Origin of the sequence: Geofilum sp. OHC36d9, from assembly GCF_052400685.1 — a bacterium.
In the GTDB taxonomy this organism is placed as follows: domain Bacteria; phylum Bacteroidota; class Bacteroidia; order Bacteroidales; family Marinilabiliaceae; genus CAZHHH01.
Genome location: NZ_JBQTGJ010000015.1, coordinates 38,699 through 58,493, shown reverse-complemented (window position 1 = coordinate 58,493; position 19,795 = coordinate 38,699). Strand labels below are relative to the sequence as shown.

Genomic DNA, 19,795 nt, shown 5'->3' with positions numbered 1-19,795 from the left:
AAAACTTCCATGACAGATAATAAAGCTTCACCATAAAGCTTTATTATGGTAAATAATCCTATTTAGGACAAGCATAAAGCAGAAGTTGGACTTTGATTGCAAGCCCTATATATTAGCAACTTGATTCAATTTATTTTAGTAAATTTTACCTGCTCATTAAAAAGACCGTCTCTCAACATGGTTTTAAATTCCCGCTTTGATGGATTTATGAGATAATATTCAAAATCATCGTTATCTCGTTTCTCTATCTCTTCTTTGATCCCTTTGGCCAAAATAGTTTCAAATCTTGTTTTCATTGTTTCGTCATTATCTGAAATATCGATATAAAAAACAATCAATGTGTCATCTACCATTTTAAATGGTAAAACATCCCAACCTTTCAGATCAGTCGTATCGTCTCCAAGTAAAATTTCTTTGCACGATAAAATGTAATAGTCACCAGTTTTTTTCAATACAACTCTTTCGTCTGGCAACCTCTTTATGTCTTCACCGTATCTAAACCCATTTTCTGAAATAAATAAGGTATCCTTGTTTTCATTGTCAGAAAAGATACCGATGAACTTTTGCGGGAATTTGGTAATTTCTTTTACATTTTTAGGCTGTGGGCTTTCAAATCTCACTTCTGAGCAAGCGACAATTAAAATTCCCAGGATAATTAATTCTAAAAATTTCATAATTATAATTTTAATTACCTTAATTTATACCTCTTTTTCACAACAGATGCTAACAGCTCTGCAAATTACGTATCTTAAATAGTATCAGCAAGAAAACTCAAGTACTTGATTAAAAAAGTTCAAATTCAAAACTTGCGAAGTCCTAAAAATGAAAGTTTACAATGGCATATGACCATTTTAAGGGCAAGCGAAACGCCGAAGTTGAACTTTTTGTGCAAACACTAAATATTAATTTCAATAAAAGAACAATGACAGGAAAATATCTTGTAAAGAAGGCCAGCGGCGAAACACAGCCCTTTTCGGCAGAAAAACTGGAAAACTCACTTCGACGGGCAGGAGCTACCGAAGAGTTAATACATGAAATAATAACAGATATAAAATCGTGGTTGGCCGATGTAACAACAACACAAAAAATATATGCACGGGCCTTTTTGCTTCTACGCCGAAAAAAACGCAGTATGGCTGCCCGTTACAGCTTAAAACGTGCCATTATGGAACTGGGACCGTCGGGGTATCCCTTTGAAAAATTTATGGGGCATATATTTCGCACCCGCGGATTGGAAGTCCAAACCGGACAAGTACTTAATGGTCAATGTGTGACACACGAAGTCGATGTTGTGGCCACCGGTGAAAAAGAACAACACCTAGTGGAGTGCAAGTATTATAACAGTCAGGGAAAATATGCCAACGTGCAGGTGCCTCTGTACATCCGTTCACGGGTAAATGATATTGTGAGTGTTCGCGAAAACCAACCTGAATATGCAGGCTTCACCTTTCATGGCTGGATAGCCACCAACACCCGTTTTACAGGCGATGCCATGAGCTTTGGGTTATGTAGTGGCCTGAAACTAATTAGTTGGGATTATCCCGATGGCGAAAGCATCAAAGCCATCATCGAACGTGAAAATTTATTCCCCATAACAACACTTACGCAGTTAACCAAAAGCGAAAAACAACAGTTGTTAGCCAAAGGTGTTGTGCTGTGTAAAGAAATCAAAAATCAGCCAAAGGTAGTAGACGTTTTAAATCTTAAGCCGGCCAAATACAGCCGTTTAATGGAAGAGGTGACCGACTTGTCGGCTAAATAAAAGAATAGCTAAAACAGGCCTCATAATTTCAATATAGAGAGGTGGAAAAAACGAATACCTTTAATCACAAATCACCAAAGTTCAATAAACAAAAAACACCGCAACATTTAATGTTTGCGGTGTTTTTTGTGATTCCGAAGGGACTCGAACCCCCAACCTCCTGGGCCGTAACCAGGTGCTCTATCCAATTAAGCTACGGAATCGATTTGCCTGAACATATATTTTGTTCTCAAATGCGCTGCAAAGATAGAGAAATTGAGTAAACCTGAAACATTTTCGGCCTAATTTTTTTCTAAAAATTCCAGTATTTTTAAGCTCCAACTCATAATTACAAGCTTATCAATACTTTGAAAAAACAAATAAAAACAAAAAAATTCTATTCAATAACGTTCAAATCCTTCAAGTCGGCAACGGTTAGTTGCGGACTGCGTTTCTGACGTAATTTTTTTATTACAAATTGAGCCGTTTCACGCGCTTTATCCTCACTATTGAAAGCATTAAAACCCGGCACGGCAGGAATAAAAGGCTGATGAATAACTGTTTCTTCTTCACATTGAATATCATATCCCCATCCATCATTTACTTCATAAACAGTAAAAGAAAGGCAGTCCTTTGGTTGAACTGCCTTCAGGAAAACTAATATAACAATTGAAAACGAACTAACAATCAGTAAAAGCCTAACGAGTTTAGTCGTATTCTTCATATTCATCAAAAGGTTTAAACTCATACATATCATCAAAGAAATAACTACTGCTACGTCCTAACCCCACAAATGCACGATCGCCAAAAGACATGGCCACCGAACCACTACGCGAAGCACCTTCAAATGCTGTTTTCTCTTCCCACTCATCGGTTGTGGGGTTATACTCCCATGCATCGCTTTTTAAAGAACCACTTTCACCAGTTGTGTAGTAACCCAGGCTATTAATGGTAAATGCAACACCATAGGAACGGGTAATAGAATAATCATCATCATACGAATCATCAGAAGTGTTGACGATATCGCGTTTTTGCTTCCAATCGCCGGTTGTTTTATCAAGCATCCAGAAATCATAAACATACTTTTGATTATTCAAGCCACCAATCAAATATACATTACCATCAATCTCAAAACTGGAAGCACCTAAACGTTTTGTTCCGGGAAACGAAGTCGAAATACCAGAATCCCAGGAGTCCGATGTTGGATCATAAATATAAAAATCCTTCAAATAGTTGCCATCATAGCCACAGCCAACGTAACCGTAACCATTAGAATTAAAGGCTACTGCCCCATAACGAGCTGAACCCGGAAAATCGTCGATGGGTCGCCAGCTGTTTGTTTCTGGTAAATATTCCCAAAAATCATTGAGATAATTAATTCCATCGAAACCAGATCCAACATACCCATTGCCGCCAGCCGAAAATGCGACAGCTGAATTACGGGCTACAGCACTATCGGGCATCGACGCCTTTTGTGTCCAACTCCCTCTGGAAGAACCTTCGGGACTGAAGGCCCACAAATCCTTAAGACGATCATAGCCATCATAACCACCTGCTACATAACCTACACCATCGATCACAAACGAAGCGGCATTACTACGGGCAACACCATCAAAATCGGCCATCCACAACCAGTTTCCCAAAACGTCGTCATCGTCATCATCACTACAGGCCGTAGTGGTAATCATCATCCCTGCCAATAAAATGACACCTCCTATAAGCTGTTTTAATCTCATAATTTCAAGTTTGTTATTGTAATGATTAAATCAAAATAAATTCGAATGTAGTCTTAGCGTTTAATCACATCAAAAAGAACCGTTGAAAGGAAAGATTTTATCGACGAACACCCAACTTTAAAAGATGAAAGCCAGTAACATTTATAAAAATTGACTCAACGGTCAAAATGAGCTTTTCGTCTGATTTAAGACCCCATTTGTCTATTTCCTTTTAATTAATAGAATCAGTCTTCTTCTTTTGTGTAAAAGACAATATAAAATGAAGTATCCTATTTTCTTTGTTATCGCAAGCATCACGCACCTGCTGGTTGCATGCAGCAATGATGATTTCAGCCTCGGAAGTAAGATGGTTGACAGTCAGGCACACTCTGTTATTATTGATACCTGCACGGTATCGCTTACTACGTTGAAAATAGATTCATTGGAAACGTCGGGCAAAGGCTTATTGATTGTTGGTAAACTCACCGATGATCTCAGAGGGACTATTATGTCAGAGAGTTTTGTTTCATATAGCAAACCTAACTTTTCGGACACTCGGACTTATGCCTCAACGCCATATATTTTAGATTCTTTAACGCTTGAATTTAATTACGACACCTACTACACAGGAGATACAACAGCCTATCAGGAATTCGAAATTTACCAGTTAAAATCGCCCCTTAAATTACCTGATACAGGAGATTTCTACAATACCTCAACGGTCTCATCGCAATCAGACAGGTTGGTTGCAACTCGATTCATACCGCACCCAAATCTGGGACAAGCTATGGTGGTGCGATTACCGGATGACATGGGTAACGATCTCCTAAATAAGTTAAGTACTTCTGACGACGATGTCTCAACCTCCGAATTATTTCAGGAATATTTCCCGGGATTCAGAATTACGCCAACGAACAACAATGCCGCAATATTCAGTTATTCTGTGGGCGATTCAAGTTCCGTCATCAAACTATACTATCACTATACCGAAGAAGAAATAATAGAAAAAGAACTCTCTATTGAACCCATTAGCTCCACGAGTTTCTTTCGTGTAGACCATGACTACTCTCAAACACCTATAAAAAACCTGACAGACGACTATGAAGGATTATCATCTACAATAAGTGACAATATGAGCTATTTAATGGGACTGGCCGGCTTTTACACGCGTATTGAATTTCCCTATCTAAACGAAATAGCCAAGCTGGGAACTGCCGGCATTGTTCAAGGCGCACAGCTATCAATCTATCCTGTTAAAAGCAGTTTTGCAAAAGAATCCGATCTGCCGCAATCGCTATCCTTATACGTTGCCGATAAATTTGGGTCAACCGTGGATGCTATTACAGATAGTTATGGAAGTTCATTGCAAACCGGAAGTCTGGTTTATGACGATATCGGAGGTCAGAATACCTATTATTCGTTCACGATCACCGACTTTATCGATACACAAATTTTTGCTTTAGGTCTTGACAAACAAGTTCTGCAATTAACGCTGCCCGATGAAGAGATGAATACCACCTTTAAAAGCCTTATTATGGGCGATTCAAATCAAAATGTCAAACTAAAGATTATCTACAACCTATATGAATAAGTTAGTGACAAGTCTCTATTTACTGGGTCTATTTGTGGTCAACGCCGAAGGTCAACACCTCACCTCTTCACCCTACTCGATGTATGGTGCCGGTCAATATGAAACAGGAGAAAATGGACGTAGTTCGGCACTTGGCGGTACCGGCATCGGTATGAACTCGTCTTCGTATGTAAATATATTGAACCCTGCCAGCTACAGCCATCTGACGCCCGGCACCTTCTATTTTGACGTAGGGGTAGCAGCCCGAATGTACACTTATACCGGATCAACAGGCACCGAAAAATCTTCGGAAGGCAACGTTAACAGATTGGCTATGGGGTTTAAGCCCATGAAAAAATGGGGTATGGCATTTGGCTTCGTACCCTATACAACGACAGGCTATAAAATTTATGATCCGCAATACATCGAAGGATCAACACAAAAAGAAGATGTTTGGTTTGAGGGCAGCGGCGGATTATCCAAAGTTTTTTTAGGCAATGCCTTTCAAATATCTCCCTCATTAAGTCTTGGAATCAATACATCCTTTATTTTCGGAGCTATTTATCAGGACGAAATACAATCGGCACTTACCATTTCGCAAAAGTCATACACAAGAGCTATTTATGCAGACCTGGGTCTTCAATACCAATTCAAACTGACAGAAAAAATGCCACTATCCATTGGTCTAACTTATGGCAGCGGCAAAAAGTTGAAAATGAGTAATGAAATAGATGTCAAACAATCTGATGAAAGTCTTATTCTGGAGGATGATCTGGCAGACACCTATATATACATGCCCGAACAAATAGGTGTCGGTTTATGGGGAATGGTAGGCGAAAAATTCAGTTATGGTATTGACTTAAATCACCTCGATTGGTCCGAAAATAAGTCGGGTTCATCTGACATAGGCTTTACTCAACAGGACAAAATTTCAACAGGTATCGAATTTATTCCCAGACCACGAACGGCAACTAATTTTCTGCAAGGGCTTAGCTATAGAGCTGGCTTTAGCATTGCCAATGATTATCTGGTTATAAGTAACAACAATCCTTTGACCTATAATGTGACAGGTGGCATCGGCTTTCCGCTAAAAAGAGGATCTTCGCTGGATGTATCGGTGGCATATGAAGATCAGCTGGATGCAAGCACTATTCCCATAAAAACAAGCGCCGTTAAATTTACCATAAGTATGTCATTTGCAGAAACCTGGTTTATGCGTCGTAAATTGGAATAAACACCGCAGTTACTCCGCAAAAAATCCTCAAAATAACAATGCTTCTTTGAGGATTTTTTGTGCTTTTAAAGTCAGTTCTGCACCAAATCAGGCTGTCCCGTTAAACGAGCCGCAATAATAGCAGCCATCAGACCGGCTCCTTCAGCATTAGGGTGAATGGCATCAGGAAATAAATGACCTTTTCCTATAAATGGAGAATACAGATCAATAATAGGACAATCCAGCTCAACAGCCAATTGTTCTACCTTTGGTATCACACCATTAACAATTACACTGTCAGTAATACCCCATCGTTCAGGAAACGCAGGAACAGGCTTTATTAATATCACCATAGGCTTCGAGGGTAATGCTCTAAATGAATTGATCAAATTTTTATAATCCATTTTAAATTCAGATTGGTACTTCCAATTAAAAGGCTTGGTATCATTTGTTCCCAATTTAATCAAAACGACATCGGGTAGAAAAGCTTTGACATCAGAATATGCCTGTTCATTAACATAAGGCAAATCACCTTTGGAAAGTAAAGTCCGACCACTAACGCCAAAATTCACGACTTGCCAATCATGCCCCAATAAGCGCTGCAATTGAGCCGGGTAGCTCAAACTGTCTCGATTCTCAATACCATAGCCAAATGTAATACTATTGCCAACGCAAGCAACCTTTACAGGCGCGTCGTAATTAGCGGGATCAACCAATCCACCGTATTTAGAGTTGCAACCGGCAACTACCAAAAGGAGTAGCATCCCCAACAGGAAACCAATTCTTTTCGTCATCATAGATTATAAATTTACAAAGTTTGAAGTAGTCCAAATTTAAATAATTATATCAAACAGCAGGCAATTTGTCGACTTCTTCTTTGCTCAGATAATTCACAGAAGAAATTTAAATGATTGTCCGCTTTTGTGTCAAAGCTGCATTTCCCTTCTGCAAACACAGGCAATCTTATCCCATGACATCGCATTAAAATATTACATAAATAAAATAGTAAGGACAAAAGGCCTGACTTAATTTAACCTGCTTTATCAGAGCGCTTACAAACAATTATCAATTTGAAGAAATACTGACTGGTGTCATAAATTTTTCGTTTCACTTCTCCCCTACACCAGTGATAGTTAGAATTATACCTGATTTGTTAAAAAACGCCAGAAAAATCAAAAATCTCAGTAACTGAAATAAGTTAAAATCTATCCATTTCTTGTATTTCATTTGTCATAAAAAAGTAGTTATTTCGCATTGTAATATTAAACATCTAAACAATTGGCATAAAGTGAGAAAATGGCGTATTGAAGACTCTGCTGAGTTATACAACATCAACGGTTGGGGAGTAGATTATTTCTCCATTAACGAAAACGGGAACGTAATGGTGACTCCCAAAGCTGACAAAGCCGGCGTTGATTTAAAGGAACTAATGGATGAGTTAACGCTCCGGGACGTTTCAAATCCTGTATTAATCAGGTTTCCCGATATTCTCGACAACCGAATTGAAACCATTTCAAACTGTTTTAAAAAAGCCGCCGAAGAATATAATTACAAGGCTCAGAATTTCATCATCTATCCCATCAAAGTTAATCAGATGCGTCAGGTGGTAGAAGAAATTGTGAGCCATGGCAAAAAATTTAACATTGGCCTTGAAGCCGGTTCGAAACCTGAACTGCACGCTGTTATAGCCATCAATACCGAAACAAATTCTCTAATTATATGTAACGGTTATAAAGACGAAGATTATATTGAGTTGGCTTTGTTAGCTCAAAAAATGGGCAAACGTATTTTTATCGTTGTTGAAAAACTAAATGAGTTAAAACTTATCTCGACCGTTGCTAAACGTCTTAAAATAAAGCCAAACATTGGCATTCGCATCAAACTGGCAAGCAGCGGGAGCGGTAAATGGGAAGAATCAGGTGGCGACAGCAGCAAATTTGGACTAACGTCCAGCGAATTATTGGAAGCACTTGATTTCTTGCGCAAAAACAAAATGGAGAGCTGTCTGCGACTAATCCACTTCCATATAGGCAGTCAGGTGACTAAAATACGTCGCATAAAAACAGCCCTCCGAGAAGCAGCTCAATTTTATGTACAGCTGCACAAGCATGGCTTTAATATCGACTTTGTTGACATCGGCGGCGGTCTCGGTGTCGACTACGACGGGACCCGCTCATCCATCAGCGAAAGTAGTGTCAATTACACCGTACAGGAATATGTAAACGATTCAGTTTCGCATTTTGTGGATGCGGCCGACAAAGAAGGAATTCCACATCCCAACGTCATTACCGAATCGGGACGTTCGCTAACAGCACACCACTCAGTATTGATATTTGAAGTACTTGAAGCAACCAATCCGCCCATGTGGGACGATGATGTGGATGAATTAAGAGAAGACGACCACGAATTGGTGAAAGAGCTTTACGAATTGTGGGATAAGCTAAACCAGCCTCGGATGCTGGAAACCTGGCACGATGCCCTTCAGATTCGGGAAGAATCGCTGGATCGATTCAGTCTTGGCTTTTTGGATTTAGTGACGCGCGCAAAAGTAGAACGTTTATTTTGGGCCATTGCCAATGAAATAAACCAGATTGCCATTTCCAGTAAACATGCACCTGACGAATTCAGAAATATGTCGAAAATACTGGCCGATAAATACTTCTGTAATTTTTCATTATTCCAGTCGCTACCCGATTCATGGGCCATAGATCAAATATTTCCGATCATGCCAATTCATCGATTGGATGAAAAACCCACACGTAACGCCACTTTACAGGACATCACCTGCGATTCGGATGGCAAAATTGACAATTTTATCGCCACCAAAAATTTCTCACATTACCTGCCCGTGCATCAGTTAAAAGGTAAGGACAGTTATTATATTGGCGTTTTTCTGGTTGGTGCATATCAGGAAATACTGGGCGATCTTCACAATCTGTTTGGCGATACCAACGCTGTACACGTTTCGGTAAGTGAGGACGGTCATGAAATTGAACAAATAATTGACGGAGAAACCGTTGCCGAAGTTTTGGAATATGTTCAATACAGTCCTAAAAAACTGGTACGTACGGTTGAGACATGGGTGACCACCTCCGTTAAAAATGGAAAGATATCGGCTGAGGAAGGCAAAGAATTCTTATCCAACTATCGCTCCGGACTGTATGGATATACTTATCTGGAATAAAATAAACAGGACAACTCCGCGTTTGTTAATTCAAATAAGGAGTTGTTTTATTAATACCTAAATCCATCATATATTTTGAAGTGCCCAAAACTCAAATATGTTTTCATAATATTTATATATAGCCTGAACACCATACTGTTTGCTTCGCAAAAAGATAGCGATAGTACGCGTTATGCCATCGAAGGAAAATATCATTTTGGGATAGTAGTTCCGCATCACACCAGCATGGCCTATCTTATTAACGACTATGTGCGTGGTGGTGAAATTAATTTGATACGTCAACGCTATAAACAAGGCTTATGGGAAAGTTATATCAACAGACCTGAAACAGGAATAGGAATGTGGTTCAGCACTTTTGGCCGTTCCGATATTTACGGCCAGGGATTTGCCATTTACCCCTATATCAATTTCAGATTATTTGACTGGGGGGCCTTAAGCGCTAAATACAAAGTGGCACTGGGACTTGGCTATGCCAACAATCCATTCGACTATCAAAAGAATACCTACAATACTGTTTTTGGCTCGCATTTCAACGCCTACATAGGTTTCGGATTACTTTTACGATACCCCGTAAGTAAACACATTTCGTTATCCGGATCATTCGCACTCAACCACATGAGTAATGGTTCTTCGCGCAAACCAAATAATGGAATTAACACAGCTGCACTTACATTTGGTGCAGTTTACGAGCTAAATAATTTTGAAACACCCAAATATCAGGCTGCTTCTCCTCCACGATCCAAAGCGCGTGAGTTATTAGCAACTGTTAGTGCCGGTCGTAATCAGGCCGCTGCCTATAACCCCACAATTTACTGGTCGGGAAGCGTAACCCTCACCCATCTTTGGTATAAAAAACAAAATAAAGCCTATGGGATGGGACTTGATTTTATAAGATTTGGAGGGGCACCATTGGCCTCAAAGAATTTTGAAGACCTCGAAATTAAGTCCACCGCCTACAGTACTTCCGACTACCTGTTTACCGGCGCCTTTGCCACCATGGAATCACATTTAGGTTCCACCAGTCTATATATGGCAATAGGAACTTATCTCTATTCTAAAACCACACCGCGCCAACCCGTTTATGCACGATTAGGCATCAGACAGAAAATAGCCGGTAACCTGATTGGTCATTTCGGCATAAAGGCCAACTTTTTTACCGCCGAATTTATTGAATTCGGATTGGGATACCGCTGGCGATACAAACAATAGCCCAATAATAAAATGACTCTGGTTTCAAAATATATATAAAAAAATGCCATCCTACCATCAAAAAATTATTGACGGATGAAACGAACCATGGGAATTGATTCACACACAGAAGTATGATTATCCTGGCGAGTTCCATATGGCAACTGAGAGACAAATTATAAACATATGAAAAAAATTACCGCTTTATTATATTTTACAACCCTCTTAAGCTCATGCACCTATATAACGGATATGAAGCGAACCGGAGATAATAAAACCATCAGCTTAAGTTGGAATGGCGCTACAAATATTGAAATATGGGCACCTTGCCAGATCGTATTAATCAATAGCGACACCACAGCGATCCAAATCGAAGGCATGGACTTTATCGTTGATGGCTACGAACTAACTCAATCAGAAGAGAAACTAACCATTGAACATAAACAAACCAATTGGCTTCAGGAAGAAAAAATGGCTGAAATACGCCTTTATGCGCCCGACTTCAAAACCATCATTTACAATTCACCGGGCCACCTTCTCTGTCGGGACACACTGATTGTTAATCAATTTCAGATAGTAGTTAATGGAAAAGGCATTTTTACCACCAGCGATTTGACCCTCAAAGGAAACAGTCTGACTCTAAACGTCTATGGTGGCATAAACAAAAGCTACCACAAACTGTCGGGTATTTTAAGCAAAGCCTCATACACCATGGAAGGCGGAACCGATATAGATGCGCTTAATCTAAAAACGCAAATAACAAACGTCAACCATAAATCTTATGGTAATATATACCTTAATGCGGAAGAACAGCTTAACGCTAAAATTTATTCAACCGGAAACATCTACTATACCGGACAGCCTAATATTTCTTTCGAAACAATAGAAAGCACTATTATGAAGGCGTCGGGTCAATTATTGCCATACAGCGAAAACTAACAGGTGCCTTTAAAATTCGGTAATAACATTTGAATTAATAGTCAGTGTTATAACAGGATTAGAAACCAGAAACACAATTACTTATCAATTAAACCATCAACTTCCAGATTACGAATGTAAGGTATTAAACTAAAGACCGATGACTCCACGCATTCGAAGAATCATCGGCACTAATAATTGAAAAAACAAGTATTAAACGTTTGCCACTTTAATAACATCGGCAAATACACCGGCAGCGGTAACATCAGCACCGGCACCATATCCTTTAATCTGCATCGGGTGCTCAAAGTAGTTCTCCGACCAAATCAACACAATATTATTACTTCCCTCCAGGTCATAAAAAGGATGAGATTTATCCACCTCAACCAGTCCCACACGAGCTTTCCCATCCTTCAACTGAGCCGCATAACGCAATCGTTTCCCGTCTTTTTCAAGCTGTTTGTATCGTGATTCAAATTCGGAATCAAGGGAGGCTACTTTTTCCATAAAAACCTCTAAAGGCTCCTGATTCAAATAGCTCTTTGGAACAAAAGTCTCGACCTCAACATCTGCCTTCTCCAAAACATAACCCGATTCACGAGCCAGAATTAATAATTTACGCACCACATCGGAACCACTTAAGTCAACGCGCGGGTCGGGCTCACTAAAACCCTTTTCTTTAGCTTCCGTAACAATTTCGGACAACGGCCGGTGATTGGCCAGTTCATTGGCTATATAATTGAGCGTGCCAGATACAACAGCCTCTAAACGAATAATTTTATCGCCACTACGCACCAAATCATTGATCGGCGCAATTATAGGAAGTCCAGCACCAACATTTGTTTCAAAGAAAAACTTAACGCCCTTTTCACGGGCCGTTGATTTCAACTTACTATAAGCACTGTAACTTGACGAGCTGGCGATCTTATTGGCCGTTACCACCGACACATTATGTTCAAGCAAATTTTGATACAAGGCAGCGACATCTTCACTCGCAGTGCAATCAACAAACACACTATTAGCCACATTGAGCTCAATCATGCGATCTTTAAAATCACCGATTGTTCCTGCAAATCCTTCATTCTCCAGCTGTTCAATCACATTGGCCGGATCGAGGCCATCGCGGTTAAGTAGCATACGACGACTCCCGGCTAAGCCAACCAAACGAATGACCAGTTTATTCTCACGCTTCAGTTTTTCACTCTGCTCACTCAATTTCTTCAAAAATTTACTTCCCACTGTGCCCTTTCCTGCCAGAAAAAGATTGAGTCGCGAATATTCGGAAAGGAAAAAAGCTTCATGAATCACATTCATCGCCTTACGAATATTCTTTTCCTTAATAACGAAAGAAATATTCAGTTCCGAACCGCCCTGGGCAATGGCATACACATTAACCCCATTTTTACCAACACTGTTGAATAACTGGCCTGAGATACCAGTGGTCTTTTTCATGCCTTCGCCAACAATAGCAACCACCGCCATCTCATCCTCAATCATAATATTGTTGATCTGCCGGTGCGTTATTTCGCGCTCAAATTCATTCTCCACAGCCATGCGCGCAATCCCGGCCTGTGCTGTTTCAATAACCAAACTAATGCTATTTTCGGATGAGGCCTGCGAAATTAATATAACATTCACCTCTCTGGCGGCCAAAGATGAAAACAAGCGCATGGCAATGCCCGTCACGCCTACCATTCCAACTCCCTGAACCGTAAGCAATGACACCTCTTTTATAGATGAGATTCCCTTAATCAGTCTATTATCAACAACCTCTGTATTGTTGTCAATTAAAGTGCCAGACGCTTCCGGATGAAATGTATTTTTTATGCGAATCGGAATCTGATGCTGATAGGCCGGCAAAATTGTAGGCGGATAGATAACCTTAGCACCAAAATGCGATAACTCCATGGCTTCAGCATAACTTAACCTGTCAATGCAATAGGCCCGGCTGATGACACGAGGATCGGCTGTCATAAAACCATCTACATCGGTCCATATCTGAAGTTCATCGGCCGCAAAAGAGGCCGCCAGCAGTGCAGCCGTATAATCAGATCCACCGCGTCCCAGCGTTGTATTTTCATTTTTGTCGTTACTACTGATAAATCCGGGAAACAAAGACCTTTGTCCAAGAGTTTGGCCTACCGCCATGAGCAGTTCATTTGTCTCTTTTGTCTGCACCTGATTGCGACCATATTCAAATTGCGTCTTAATATATAAACGGCTGTCGTACCAATCGGCATTTATATAAGCTGCTATAATTCTTGACGACAAACGTTCACCCACACCAGTAAGACTTTCGAAACTCCTGTGACTTAATTCTTTAATAAGAAAAACCCCTCTAAGAACAATTCTTAACTCTTCAAAATCAGGTTCTACCAATCGTTCTATTTCAGGACGTTTAGATGATTCAAACAGCTTGCTGATGATTTCCAGATGTGTTTCAATAATCAAATCCAACTCATCAAAACAGGTGTTATTTCCTTCTCCAGCCAATCGGGCAGCACGAATCAACCGATCTGTCACACCACCTACGGCACTTACGACCATTACCACCGGGCCTTCAATAGCTGAAACAATATTCTTTACTTTTGCAATGCTTTCGGCCGAACCTACGGATGTTCCGCCAAACTTAAGTACTTTCATAAATTTCCTGTTTAAAATGTGTTAGACAGCGTCAGCAAAAAACTCCATTATTTTTTGTTACTCTCGCTTTCAAAATGTTCATTTACAAAAGCAAACGCACAATTCTCGAACTTCAAAAGCTTCAACAAAAAGCTTTCTCATCTGCCTCCGGAGTTTTCGGGCGAGCACCAAATTGTTAATATTCAAAACAGCAAAAATCTAAACAACTTCTGCCCGTCTTGATTATCAATACATACATTATAATTAAAAATAAAAAAGCCATCAAATTAAAAACAAGCTTTTTAAAAATGATATAAATCATAAAACAAACAAAAGTACACAAAATATTGATGTTGCAAAAAGATCGAAGGAGCTGAAACCGGAATGCGTCACCATAATTCAATATTATATTCAAACCCACTATTTTTTTGTAACAATTAGATGTTGCTTCTCGTACAAAATCTCAAAATAACAAAACAACAAAGCAATTTGTAAGTTTACCCGTCATTTGCCTCAGGGGAATCGAAAAAATTTTAGTGACAGGGCGATGGCATCTTCAATCTAAGACGGAGCTACAAACAGACTACATTAACAATGTGTAATTAAACGGCCGGTTTAACAATGGTTATATCGGGTTTATTTATGAACCAATTTTCTACAAAAATTGGAATTTTATTGTTTGTTACGTTCATTTATCATCCATCAGTATGAAACATTTATTAATAAAATGGATAACTCCGTTAATCCTTTTTGTTGGATTCAGCGTTAATATAGCAGCACAGGTAGGCACCTCGTTTTGGTTTGTTGCCCCTGAGGTCACAAACGGCCATAGTGATGATGACGCACTGTTCAGAATTACGGCTTTTGACCAATCGGCTGAGGTAACTATTTCTATGCCGGCCAATTCCGCCTTTAGTCCTATTACAATAAACATCCCGGCTCACGGTCAACAAAAAGTGGAGTTATCTACATGGCTCAACATGATTGAAAACGGAACATTGCAAAACAGCCAATCAGGTAGTTATTCTGATTGGGATGGCTGGACTGCGGGAACGCCTTTTAACAAAGGCATTTTAATTGAGTCGGATGTGGACATTTCGGCCTACTATGAAATTGCCAACGGAAGTAATCCGGATCGGTTCACCCTAAAAGGCGATAATGCTCTGGGAAAAGAATTCTATATCCCGTCACAAAATTTGTATCCCAACTATTCACTAAATCCTCCGGCAAGAGAGCAGGTTGACATTGTTGCGACTGAAGATAACACCAATATAACCATCACCCTCACCGACGATGTTGAGGGTCATGCAGCAGGGTCGACTTTCACCGTCACGCTCAACAGAGGGCAAACTTATTGTTTGAGATCAACAGATGGAAGTGGTTCCGGCAGCTTGGGGGGGTCTCATATCGTTTCTGATAAAAATATTGCCATAACGATATCTGATGATTCAATCCAGCATTCGGGAATAACGAGTTATGACCTTATCGGAGACCAGCTTGTTCCCATTAACGTAATCGGGAATAAATATATTGCTGTAAATACACTTTATGGAATCACCAGCTACACAAACTCGGCTCAAAAAGTGTTTATAGTGGCAACTGAAAACAACACTGTTGTAAGTATCAATGGAGAAGCAAAGAGTCCGGCATTGAATGCCGGAGAAATGACCAGCTACGACATAACCAATAAAAATTTCGATTACATTACCTCAAACCACAATATATACGTCTATCAATTATCAAGTGTCGCTTATGAAATAGGAAGTGCATTGGTTCCATCAATTGAGTGCACAGGCTCAACCAGTGTATCAATAAGTCGAATATACTCAGGGTTGTTTGCAGTCCAAATCATCACACAATACAAAAACATCAACAACTTTTCTATGTCGCCCAACAATCTGTTGTCCAATAAGTGGAACAGGGTTGAAGGAACCGGAGAAGCAGGACAACCCGACACATGGTATGCATCTGTAATGAATATGAATGCCAGCACAGAAACTGTTTATACCATCTCAAACAGTACCGGACTGTTTCACCTCAGTGTTTTGGATGCCAACGGCTCCAGCATGAGTTATGGCTACTTTTCATCCTTCAATAGCATTAAAATAGAAGGCGCATCTATGTCTTGCGTTGGAAACGACATTATTCTTTCCACCTCGCAGGATGCCAGCCTCCTCACGTGGGAATTTCAGGGGGTTGATGAAGTTGAAAGACAACCATTTGCTACCGGGGTAAATACAATCACTGCCGAAGAAGACGGGCACTACTATGTATCAATGGAATTTGCAGGCTGCCGGGCCGAAGATGATATAGAAGTAGAACATGTTCAGCCTGAATTTCAGATAAAAGATATTGACGAAGAAATCTGCTATGATGGTCTCCCCATTACCCTGGAGTCAGAAACCGTTGATCCCACTTCGGTCTATACCTATCAGTGGTATGATGCGACCGGACCGATAGCAGGCGCAACCGATCCCACTTATGTGTTCACACCTGTTGCCGGATCCAGCTACGATTTCTCATTGGAAGCAACCGATACCGGAACATTAGAATGTACTGCAACTGATCAGGTCGCTGTTTCAATAAAAGTACTACCCGAAGTCACCTGGGATGTGACCGGAACACTTGAAGTCTGTCTGGGAGAAATGGTGAGTCTTGACGTACCCGTGGGCGCCAATTATACTTATCAATGGTATTTAGATGGCACGCTGTTGGCCGGAGAGACCAGACAAGCAATAGCACCGACAGTTACGGGCAACTATTCTGTTGATGTTACCAATGAAGAAGAATGTGCCGTAACACTGGCAAATCCCATTACGGTGCATCCATTGCCCGTTGTTACGGTGCTTGACGTAATGGAGTGTCCCGGCACGACGCACGTATTTAGTACGGAAGAAAATAGTTTTGCCTCCTACCGTTGGCTAGATGCCAGTGATCCATATACCGACCTGTCAACTGCCTCGTCGGTGACATTGACCCAACCAATGAGCGAACTGGTGGTAATTGTAGAAAACAGTTTTGGATGTATTGCTTCCGACACGGCCTATTTCGACTGGTATAATAAAAATGTATTCACTTTTGGAAATGACACATCCGTCTGTTTGGGCAGCGATATCACCATCGCAATAGATGATCAGTTTACCAACTACCAATGGTTTTTCAACGATCCAACAAGCACACCTATTCCATCTACCGGAAATATTCCAACAGCCAATGATCACATCCTCTATTTTTCATCCACTACCGACTCAACCGCTTTACAAGGCACATATTATGTAAGCGCTCTGGATCAATACGGATGTAATGTCAGCGGAAACTTTGATTTAGATATATTACCGCCGGTTGAATTTAATTTAGATTATGACGACCATGGTATTGCAGGAACTATTTGCGAAGGGGATTCAATAAGACTAATTCCTGTTAATGACAATGGCAGAGCCTTTACAACATTTAATTGGTATGAGAGTACCGACGGCACCACATGGGATGTTATCAATCCGGCAGCAGGTGGAGGAAATGAATATCTGGTTGTAAAAGAGCAAGGATACTACCGACTGGATGCTATGCAAGACAATGGCTGTCAGGCTAACAGTCAGACCTCAGAAGTTCAGGTTAATGAGGCCCCTGACTTCACCATTAACGATGTAATAGATTGCCCGGATGCCGACCTTGTTATGCAGGTAACACGATATATGCCGGGCGATATTGGAGATCCGCTGAGTCAATTTGACCATATCAACTGGTGGCATCCTGCAGCAGGCGTATCAACCACCAATGCAAGCTATCCTGACGACACCTACACCACAAAAACTGAAGGCCGTTACAGAGTAACAGTGTATGACAAATTAGGCTGTTTTATGACAAAAGATGCGGTAGCTGAATACCACCCGGCACCACCAGCCTTTTCGTTGTCAGACACCGCTATCTGTTCCAATGAACTCATCAGCTTTGATCTTGACATATTAATTCCATCCTCCGTTACTGACGATCCTGATTATGGTACATATACCAAAAAATGGCATAAATATGATGGAGGCCCATCAGGATCGCCCGACGAGCCTTCTGTAATTGATGCCGGGACTTACATATTAACGATAACAACACCAGATGGTTGTATTGCCGAAGACACTTTGGAAATTACAGAATTACCATCGCCTACCCCACCAGTATTTGGAACAACCGAAGATAACGTTTGTATTGAAGAAAAATTTTACGTTAACACAGACGACGATTACACAGCGTACCAATGGTATCATGATGGCGTGCTGTTAACCGACGAAATCAATCCCGAAATAACCCCTTCTGATTATGGCAGCGGCGACTTTACAGTAGAAGTATGGTTTACAAACGGTTGTTCAAACACAAATAACATCAATATCACGGTAAATCCTAACCCCACATTAAACCTTTCACCCGACAGCTACGATCTGTGCGCGGGTGTTTCACTGGATTATACACTGCCTGATGCAGCCAGTTATTCAAACATTTTTTGGTCAAACGGCACAAAAGGAGCTACAGTACAGTTAAGCGAGGGGATCCATCAGGTTGAAGTTGTTGACGCCAACGGGTGTCGGGCCAAAGACGAGATTCGAATTGTCTGGCATCCGGTTCCTGAATTTGACTTAGGTCCCGATCTTATCATTTGCCCTATTGACTATCCGGCAATTCTGGACGTTCCTGATGAAATTCTGAATGATCCCAACATGACCTATGAATGGACCAATAAAGAAGTACCTGCCCGCACAAGCCCAAACATTCAGGCCAATTTATTGGATACCGTAAACATATTGCGAGTCAGGGATAATTACGGCTGCGAAACAATGGACACCCGTGTGGTAACACTGGAACCAGAGCCAAACTATGATTTTGGTGATGATGAAGATGGCTGCCAACCCGAATTTCAACTTAAAGCAGGCGATTATACCTGGTTGGAATATATGAATGACACCACTTACTATGATGTTATGACTTATCAATGGTTCGGACATCCGTCTTTGGCCAGTCGCACTGCTGACGAATTACAGATGGATACCATAAGTGTAAATGAAACCGGCCAATATATGGTTAGAGCATTTGATGGCTGTTGGTTTAAAACAGACACTTTTAATGTAACCATGCATTCGTCTCCCGTTATAGCAGGACTCGACACCATAATGTATGCGCAAGTAACGGTATTAATGGATCCGGATCAAGGTACTCAGCCCTTTACCTACACCTTAAATGAAGTGATAGAACAAGACGAAAACACTTTTACCAATGTTCCAAATGGGGAACACACAATTTTGGTTGAGGACAACTTCGGTTGTACCGCAGCAACCGTCTTTACCTATAATTCAGACTACGAAATAGAAATTCCAAATTTCATGACCCCCAATGGCGACGGCATAAATGATTCTTGGGAAGTAACAGGACTTAATCGATTACCCGATTCCGACATACGAATTTATGACCGTTACGGAAAACTTTTAATCAGATATAAAGCTTCCGAACCGGCATGGGATGGAACCTATCTGAATAAGCCAGTACCCTCGGATGACTATTGGTACGTAATACATTTAAAACCTGTCGATAAAATATTAAAAGGCAATATCTCTCTAAAAAGATAGGCTGACCTCTGACTAATCAATAATAGCAGACTGCAACA

12 protein-coding genes and 1 tRNA gene are annotated in these 19,795 nt (G+C 40.6%); 7 read left to right on the top strand and 6 right to left on the bottom strand.

Going from position 1 to position 19,795, the window contains the following annotated elements; translation table 11 throughout:
• Positions 1-125: 125 nt before the first annotated feature.
• The gene (locus ACT3CD_RS13455; RefSeq protein WP_444646159.1) at positions 126-674 is read right to left on the bottom strand and encodes a hypothetical protein; all 549 of its coding nucleotides are present in this window, start codon (positions 672-674) and stop codon (positions 126-128) included.
• Positions 675-835: 161 nt separating this feature from the next.
• Between ACT3CD_RS13455 and ACT3CD_RS13450 the strand changes: the two genes are divergently transcribed.
• Positions 836-1,762: a restriction endonuclease gene (locus tag ACT3CD_RS13450; RefSeq protein ID WP_444646158.1), complete on the top strand. Its 927-nt coding sequence runs from the start codon at positions 836-838 to the stop codon at positions 1,760-1,762.
• Between the two features lie 129 nt (positions 1,763-1,891).
• Here the strand turns inward: ACT3CD_RS13450 and ACT3CD_RS13445 are convergent.
• From ACT3CD_RS13445 to ACT3CD_RS13435, 3 genes are all read right to left on the bottom strand, one after another.
• Positions 1,892-1,965, bottom strand: a tRNA-Arg gene (locus tag ACT3CD_RS13445).
• A 173-nt stretch (positions 1,966-2,138) separates the two neighbouring features.
• On the bottom strand, positions 2,139-2,465 hold the full coding sequence (locus ACT3CD_RS13440) for a DUF4907 domain-containing protein (RefSeq protein ID WP_444646157.1): 327 nt from the start codon (positions 2,463-2,465) through the stop codon (positions 2,139-2,141).
• The gene (locus ACT3CD_RS13435) at positions 2,449-3,477 is read right to left on the bottom strand and encodes a Kelch repeat-containing protein (protein ID WP_444646156.1); all 1,029 of its coding nucleotides are present in this window, start codon (positions 3,475-3,477) and stop codon (positions 2,449-2,451) included. Before ACT3CD_RS13435 ends, ACT3CD_RS13440 begins: the two co-directional genes overlap by 17 nt.
• A gap of 259 nt (positions 3,478-3,736) precedes the next feature.
• Here ACT3CD_RS13435 and ACT3CD_RS13430 point away from each other — a divergent pair, with 259 nt between their 5' ends.
• Positions 3,737-5,047: a DUF4270 family protein gene (locus ACT3CD_RS13430; protein ID WP_444646155.1), complete on the top strand. Its 1,311-nt coding sequence runs from the start codon at positions 3,737-3,739 to the stop codon at positions 5,045-5,047.
• Positions 5,040-6,260, top strand: a complete 1,221-nt coding sequence (locus ACT3CD_RS13425) for a hypothetical protein (RefSeq protein ID WP_444646154.1) — start codon at positions 5,040-5,042, stop codon at positions 6,258-6,260. Before ACT3CD_RS13430 ends, ACT3CD_RS13425 begins: the two co-directional genes overlap by 8 nt.
• 71 nt (positions 6,261-6,331) lie before the next feature.
• On the opposite strand, the gene ACT3CD_RS13420 is transcribed toward ACT3CD_RS13425, so the two are convergent.
• Positions 6,332-7,036, bottom strand: a complete 705-nt coding sequence (locus tag ACT3CD_RS13420) for a GDSL-type esterase/lipase family protein (RefSeq protein WP_444646153.1) — start codon at positions 7,034-7,036, stop codon at positions 6,332-6,334.
• A gap of 491 nt (positions 7,037-7,527) precedes the next feature.
• Between ACT3CD_RS13420 and speA the strand changes: the two genes are divergently transcribed.
• From speA to ACT3CD_RS13405, 3 genes are all read left to right on the top strand, one after another.
• On the top strand, positions 7,528-9,423 hold the full coding sequence (gene speA, locus ACT3CD_RS13415) for a biosynthetic arginine decarboxylase (protein ID WP_444646152.1): 1,896 nt from the start codon (positions 7,528-7,530) through the stop codon (positions 9,421-9,423).
• Between the two features lie 75 nt (positions 9,424-9,498).
• Positions 9,499-10,632 carry an acyloxyacyl hydrolase gene (locus ACT3CD_RS13410; RefSeq protein ID WP_444646151.1) on the top strand — a complete coding sequence of 378 codons (1,134 nt, stop codon included), beginning with the start codon at positions 9,499-9,501 and terminating at the stop codon, positions 10,630-10,632.
• A 165-nt stretch (positions 10,633-10,797) separates the two neighbouring features.
• Positions 10,798-11,550, top strand: coding sequence for a GIN domain-containing protein (locus ACT3CD_RS13405; protein ID WP_444646150.1), 753 nt, complete (start codon positions 10,798-10,800; stop codon positions 11,548-11,550).
• Positions 11,551-11,742: 192 nt separating this feature from the next.
• Here ACT3CD_RS13405 and thrA read toward each other — a convergent pair whose 3' ends face one another.
• Positions 11,743-14,172: a bifunctional aspartate kinase/homoserine dehydrogenase I gene (gene thrA, locus ACT3CD_RS13400; RefSeq protein ID WP_444646149.1), complete on the bottom strand. Its 2,430-nt coding sequence runs from the start codon at positions 14,170-14,172 to the stop codon at positions 11,743-11,745.
• 686 nt (positions 14,173-14,858) lie between these two features.
• On the opposite strand from thrA, the gene ACT3CD_RS13395 reads away from it, so the two are divergent.
• The gene (locus ACT3CD_RS13395; protein WP_444646148.1) at positions 14,859-19,757 is read left to right on the top strand and encodes a T9SS type B sorting domain-containing protein; all 4,899 of its coding nucleotides are present in this window, start codon (positions 14,859-14,861) and stop codon (positions 19,755-19,757) included.
• The last annotated feature ends 38 nt before the right edge of the window (positions 19,758-19,795 follow it).

Coding starts and splice junctions, on each gene's coding strand:
- thrA (WP_444646149.1), bottom strand. CDS start 14,172: ATGAAAGTACTTAAGTTTGGCGGAACATCCGTAGGTTCGGCCGAAAGC.
- ACT3CD_RS13395 (WP_444646148.1), top strand. CDS start 14,859: ATGAAACATTTATTAATAAAATGGATAACTCCGTTAATCCTTTTTGTT.
- ACT3CD_RS13450 (WP_444646158.1), top strand. CDS start 836: ATGGCATATGACCATTTTAAGGGCAAGCGAAACGCCGAAGTTGAACTT.
- ACT3CD_RS13430 (WP_444646155.1), top strand. CDS start 3,737: ATGAAGTATCCTATTTTCTTTGTTATCGCAAGCATCACGCACCTGCTG.
- ACT3CD_RS13440 (WP_444646157.1), bottom strand. CDS start 2,465: ATGAAGAATACGACTAAACTCGTTAGGCTTTTACTGATTGTTAGTTCG.
- ACT3CD_RS13425 (WP_444646154.1), top strand. CDS start 5,040: ATGAATAAGTTAGTGACAAGTCTCTATTTACTGGGTCTATTTGTGGTC.
- ACT3CD_RS13405 (WP_444646150.1), top strand. CDS start 10,798: ATGAAAAAAATTACCGCTTTATTATATTTTACAACCCTCTTAAGCTCA.
- ACT3CD_RS13420 (WP_444646153.1), bottom strand. CDS start 7,036: ATGATGACGAAAAGAATTGGTTTCCTGTTGGGGATGCTACTCCTTTTG.
- ACT3CD_RS13435 (WP_444646156.1), bottom strand. CDS start 3,477: ATGAGATTAAAACAGCTTATAGGAGGTGTCATTTTATTGGCAGGGATG.
- ACT3CD_RS13455 (WP_444646159.1), bottom strand. CDS start 674: ATGAAATTTTTAGAATTAATTATCCTGGGAATTTTAATTGTCGCTTGC.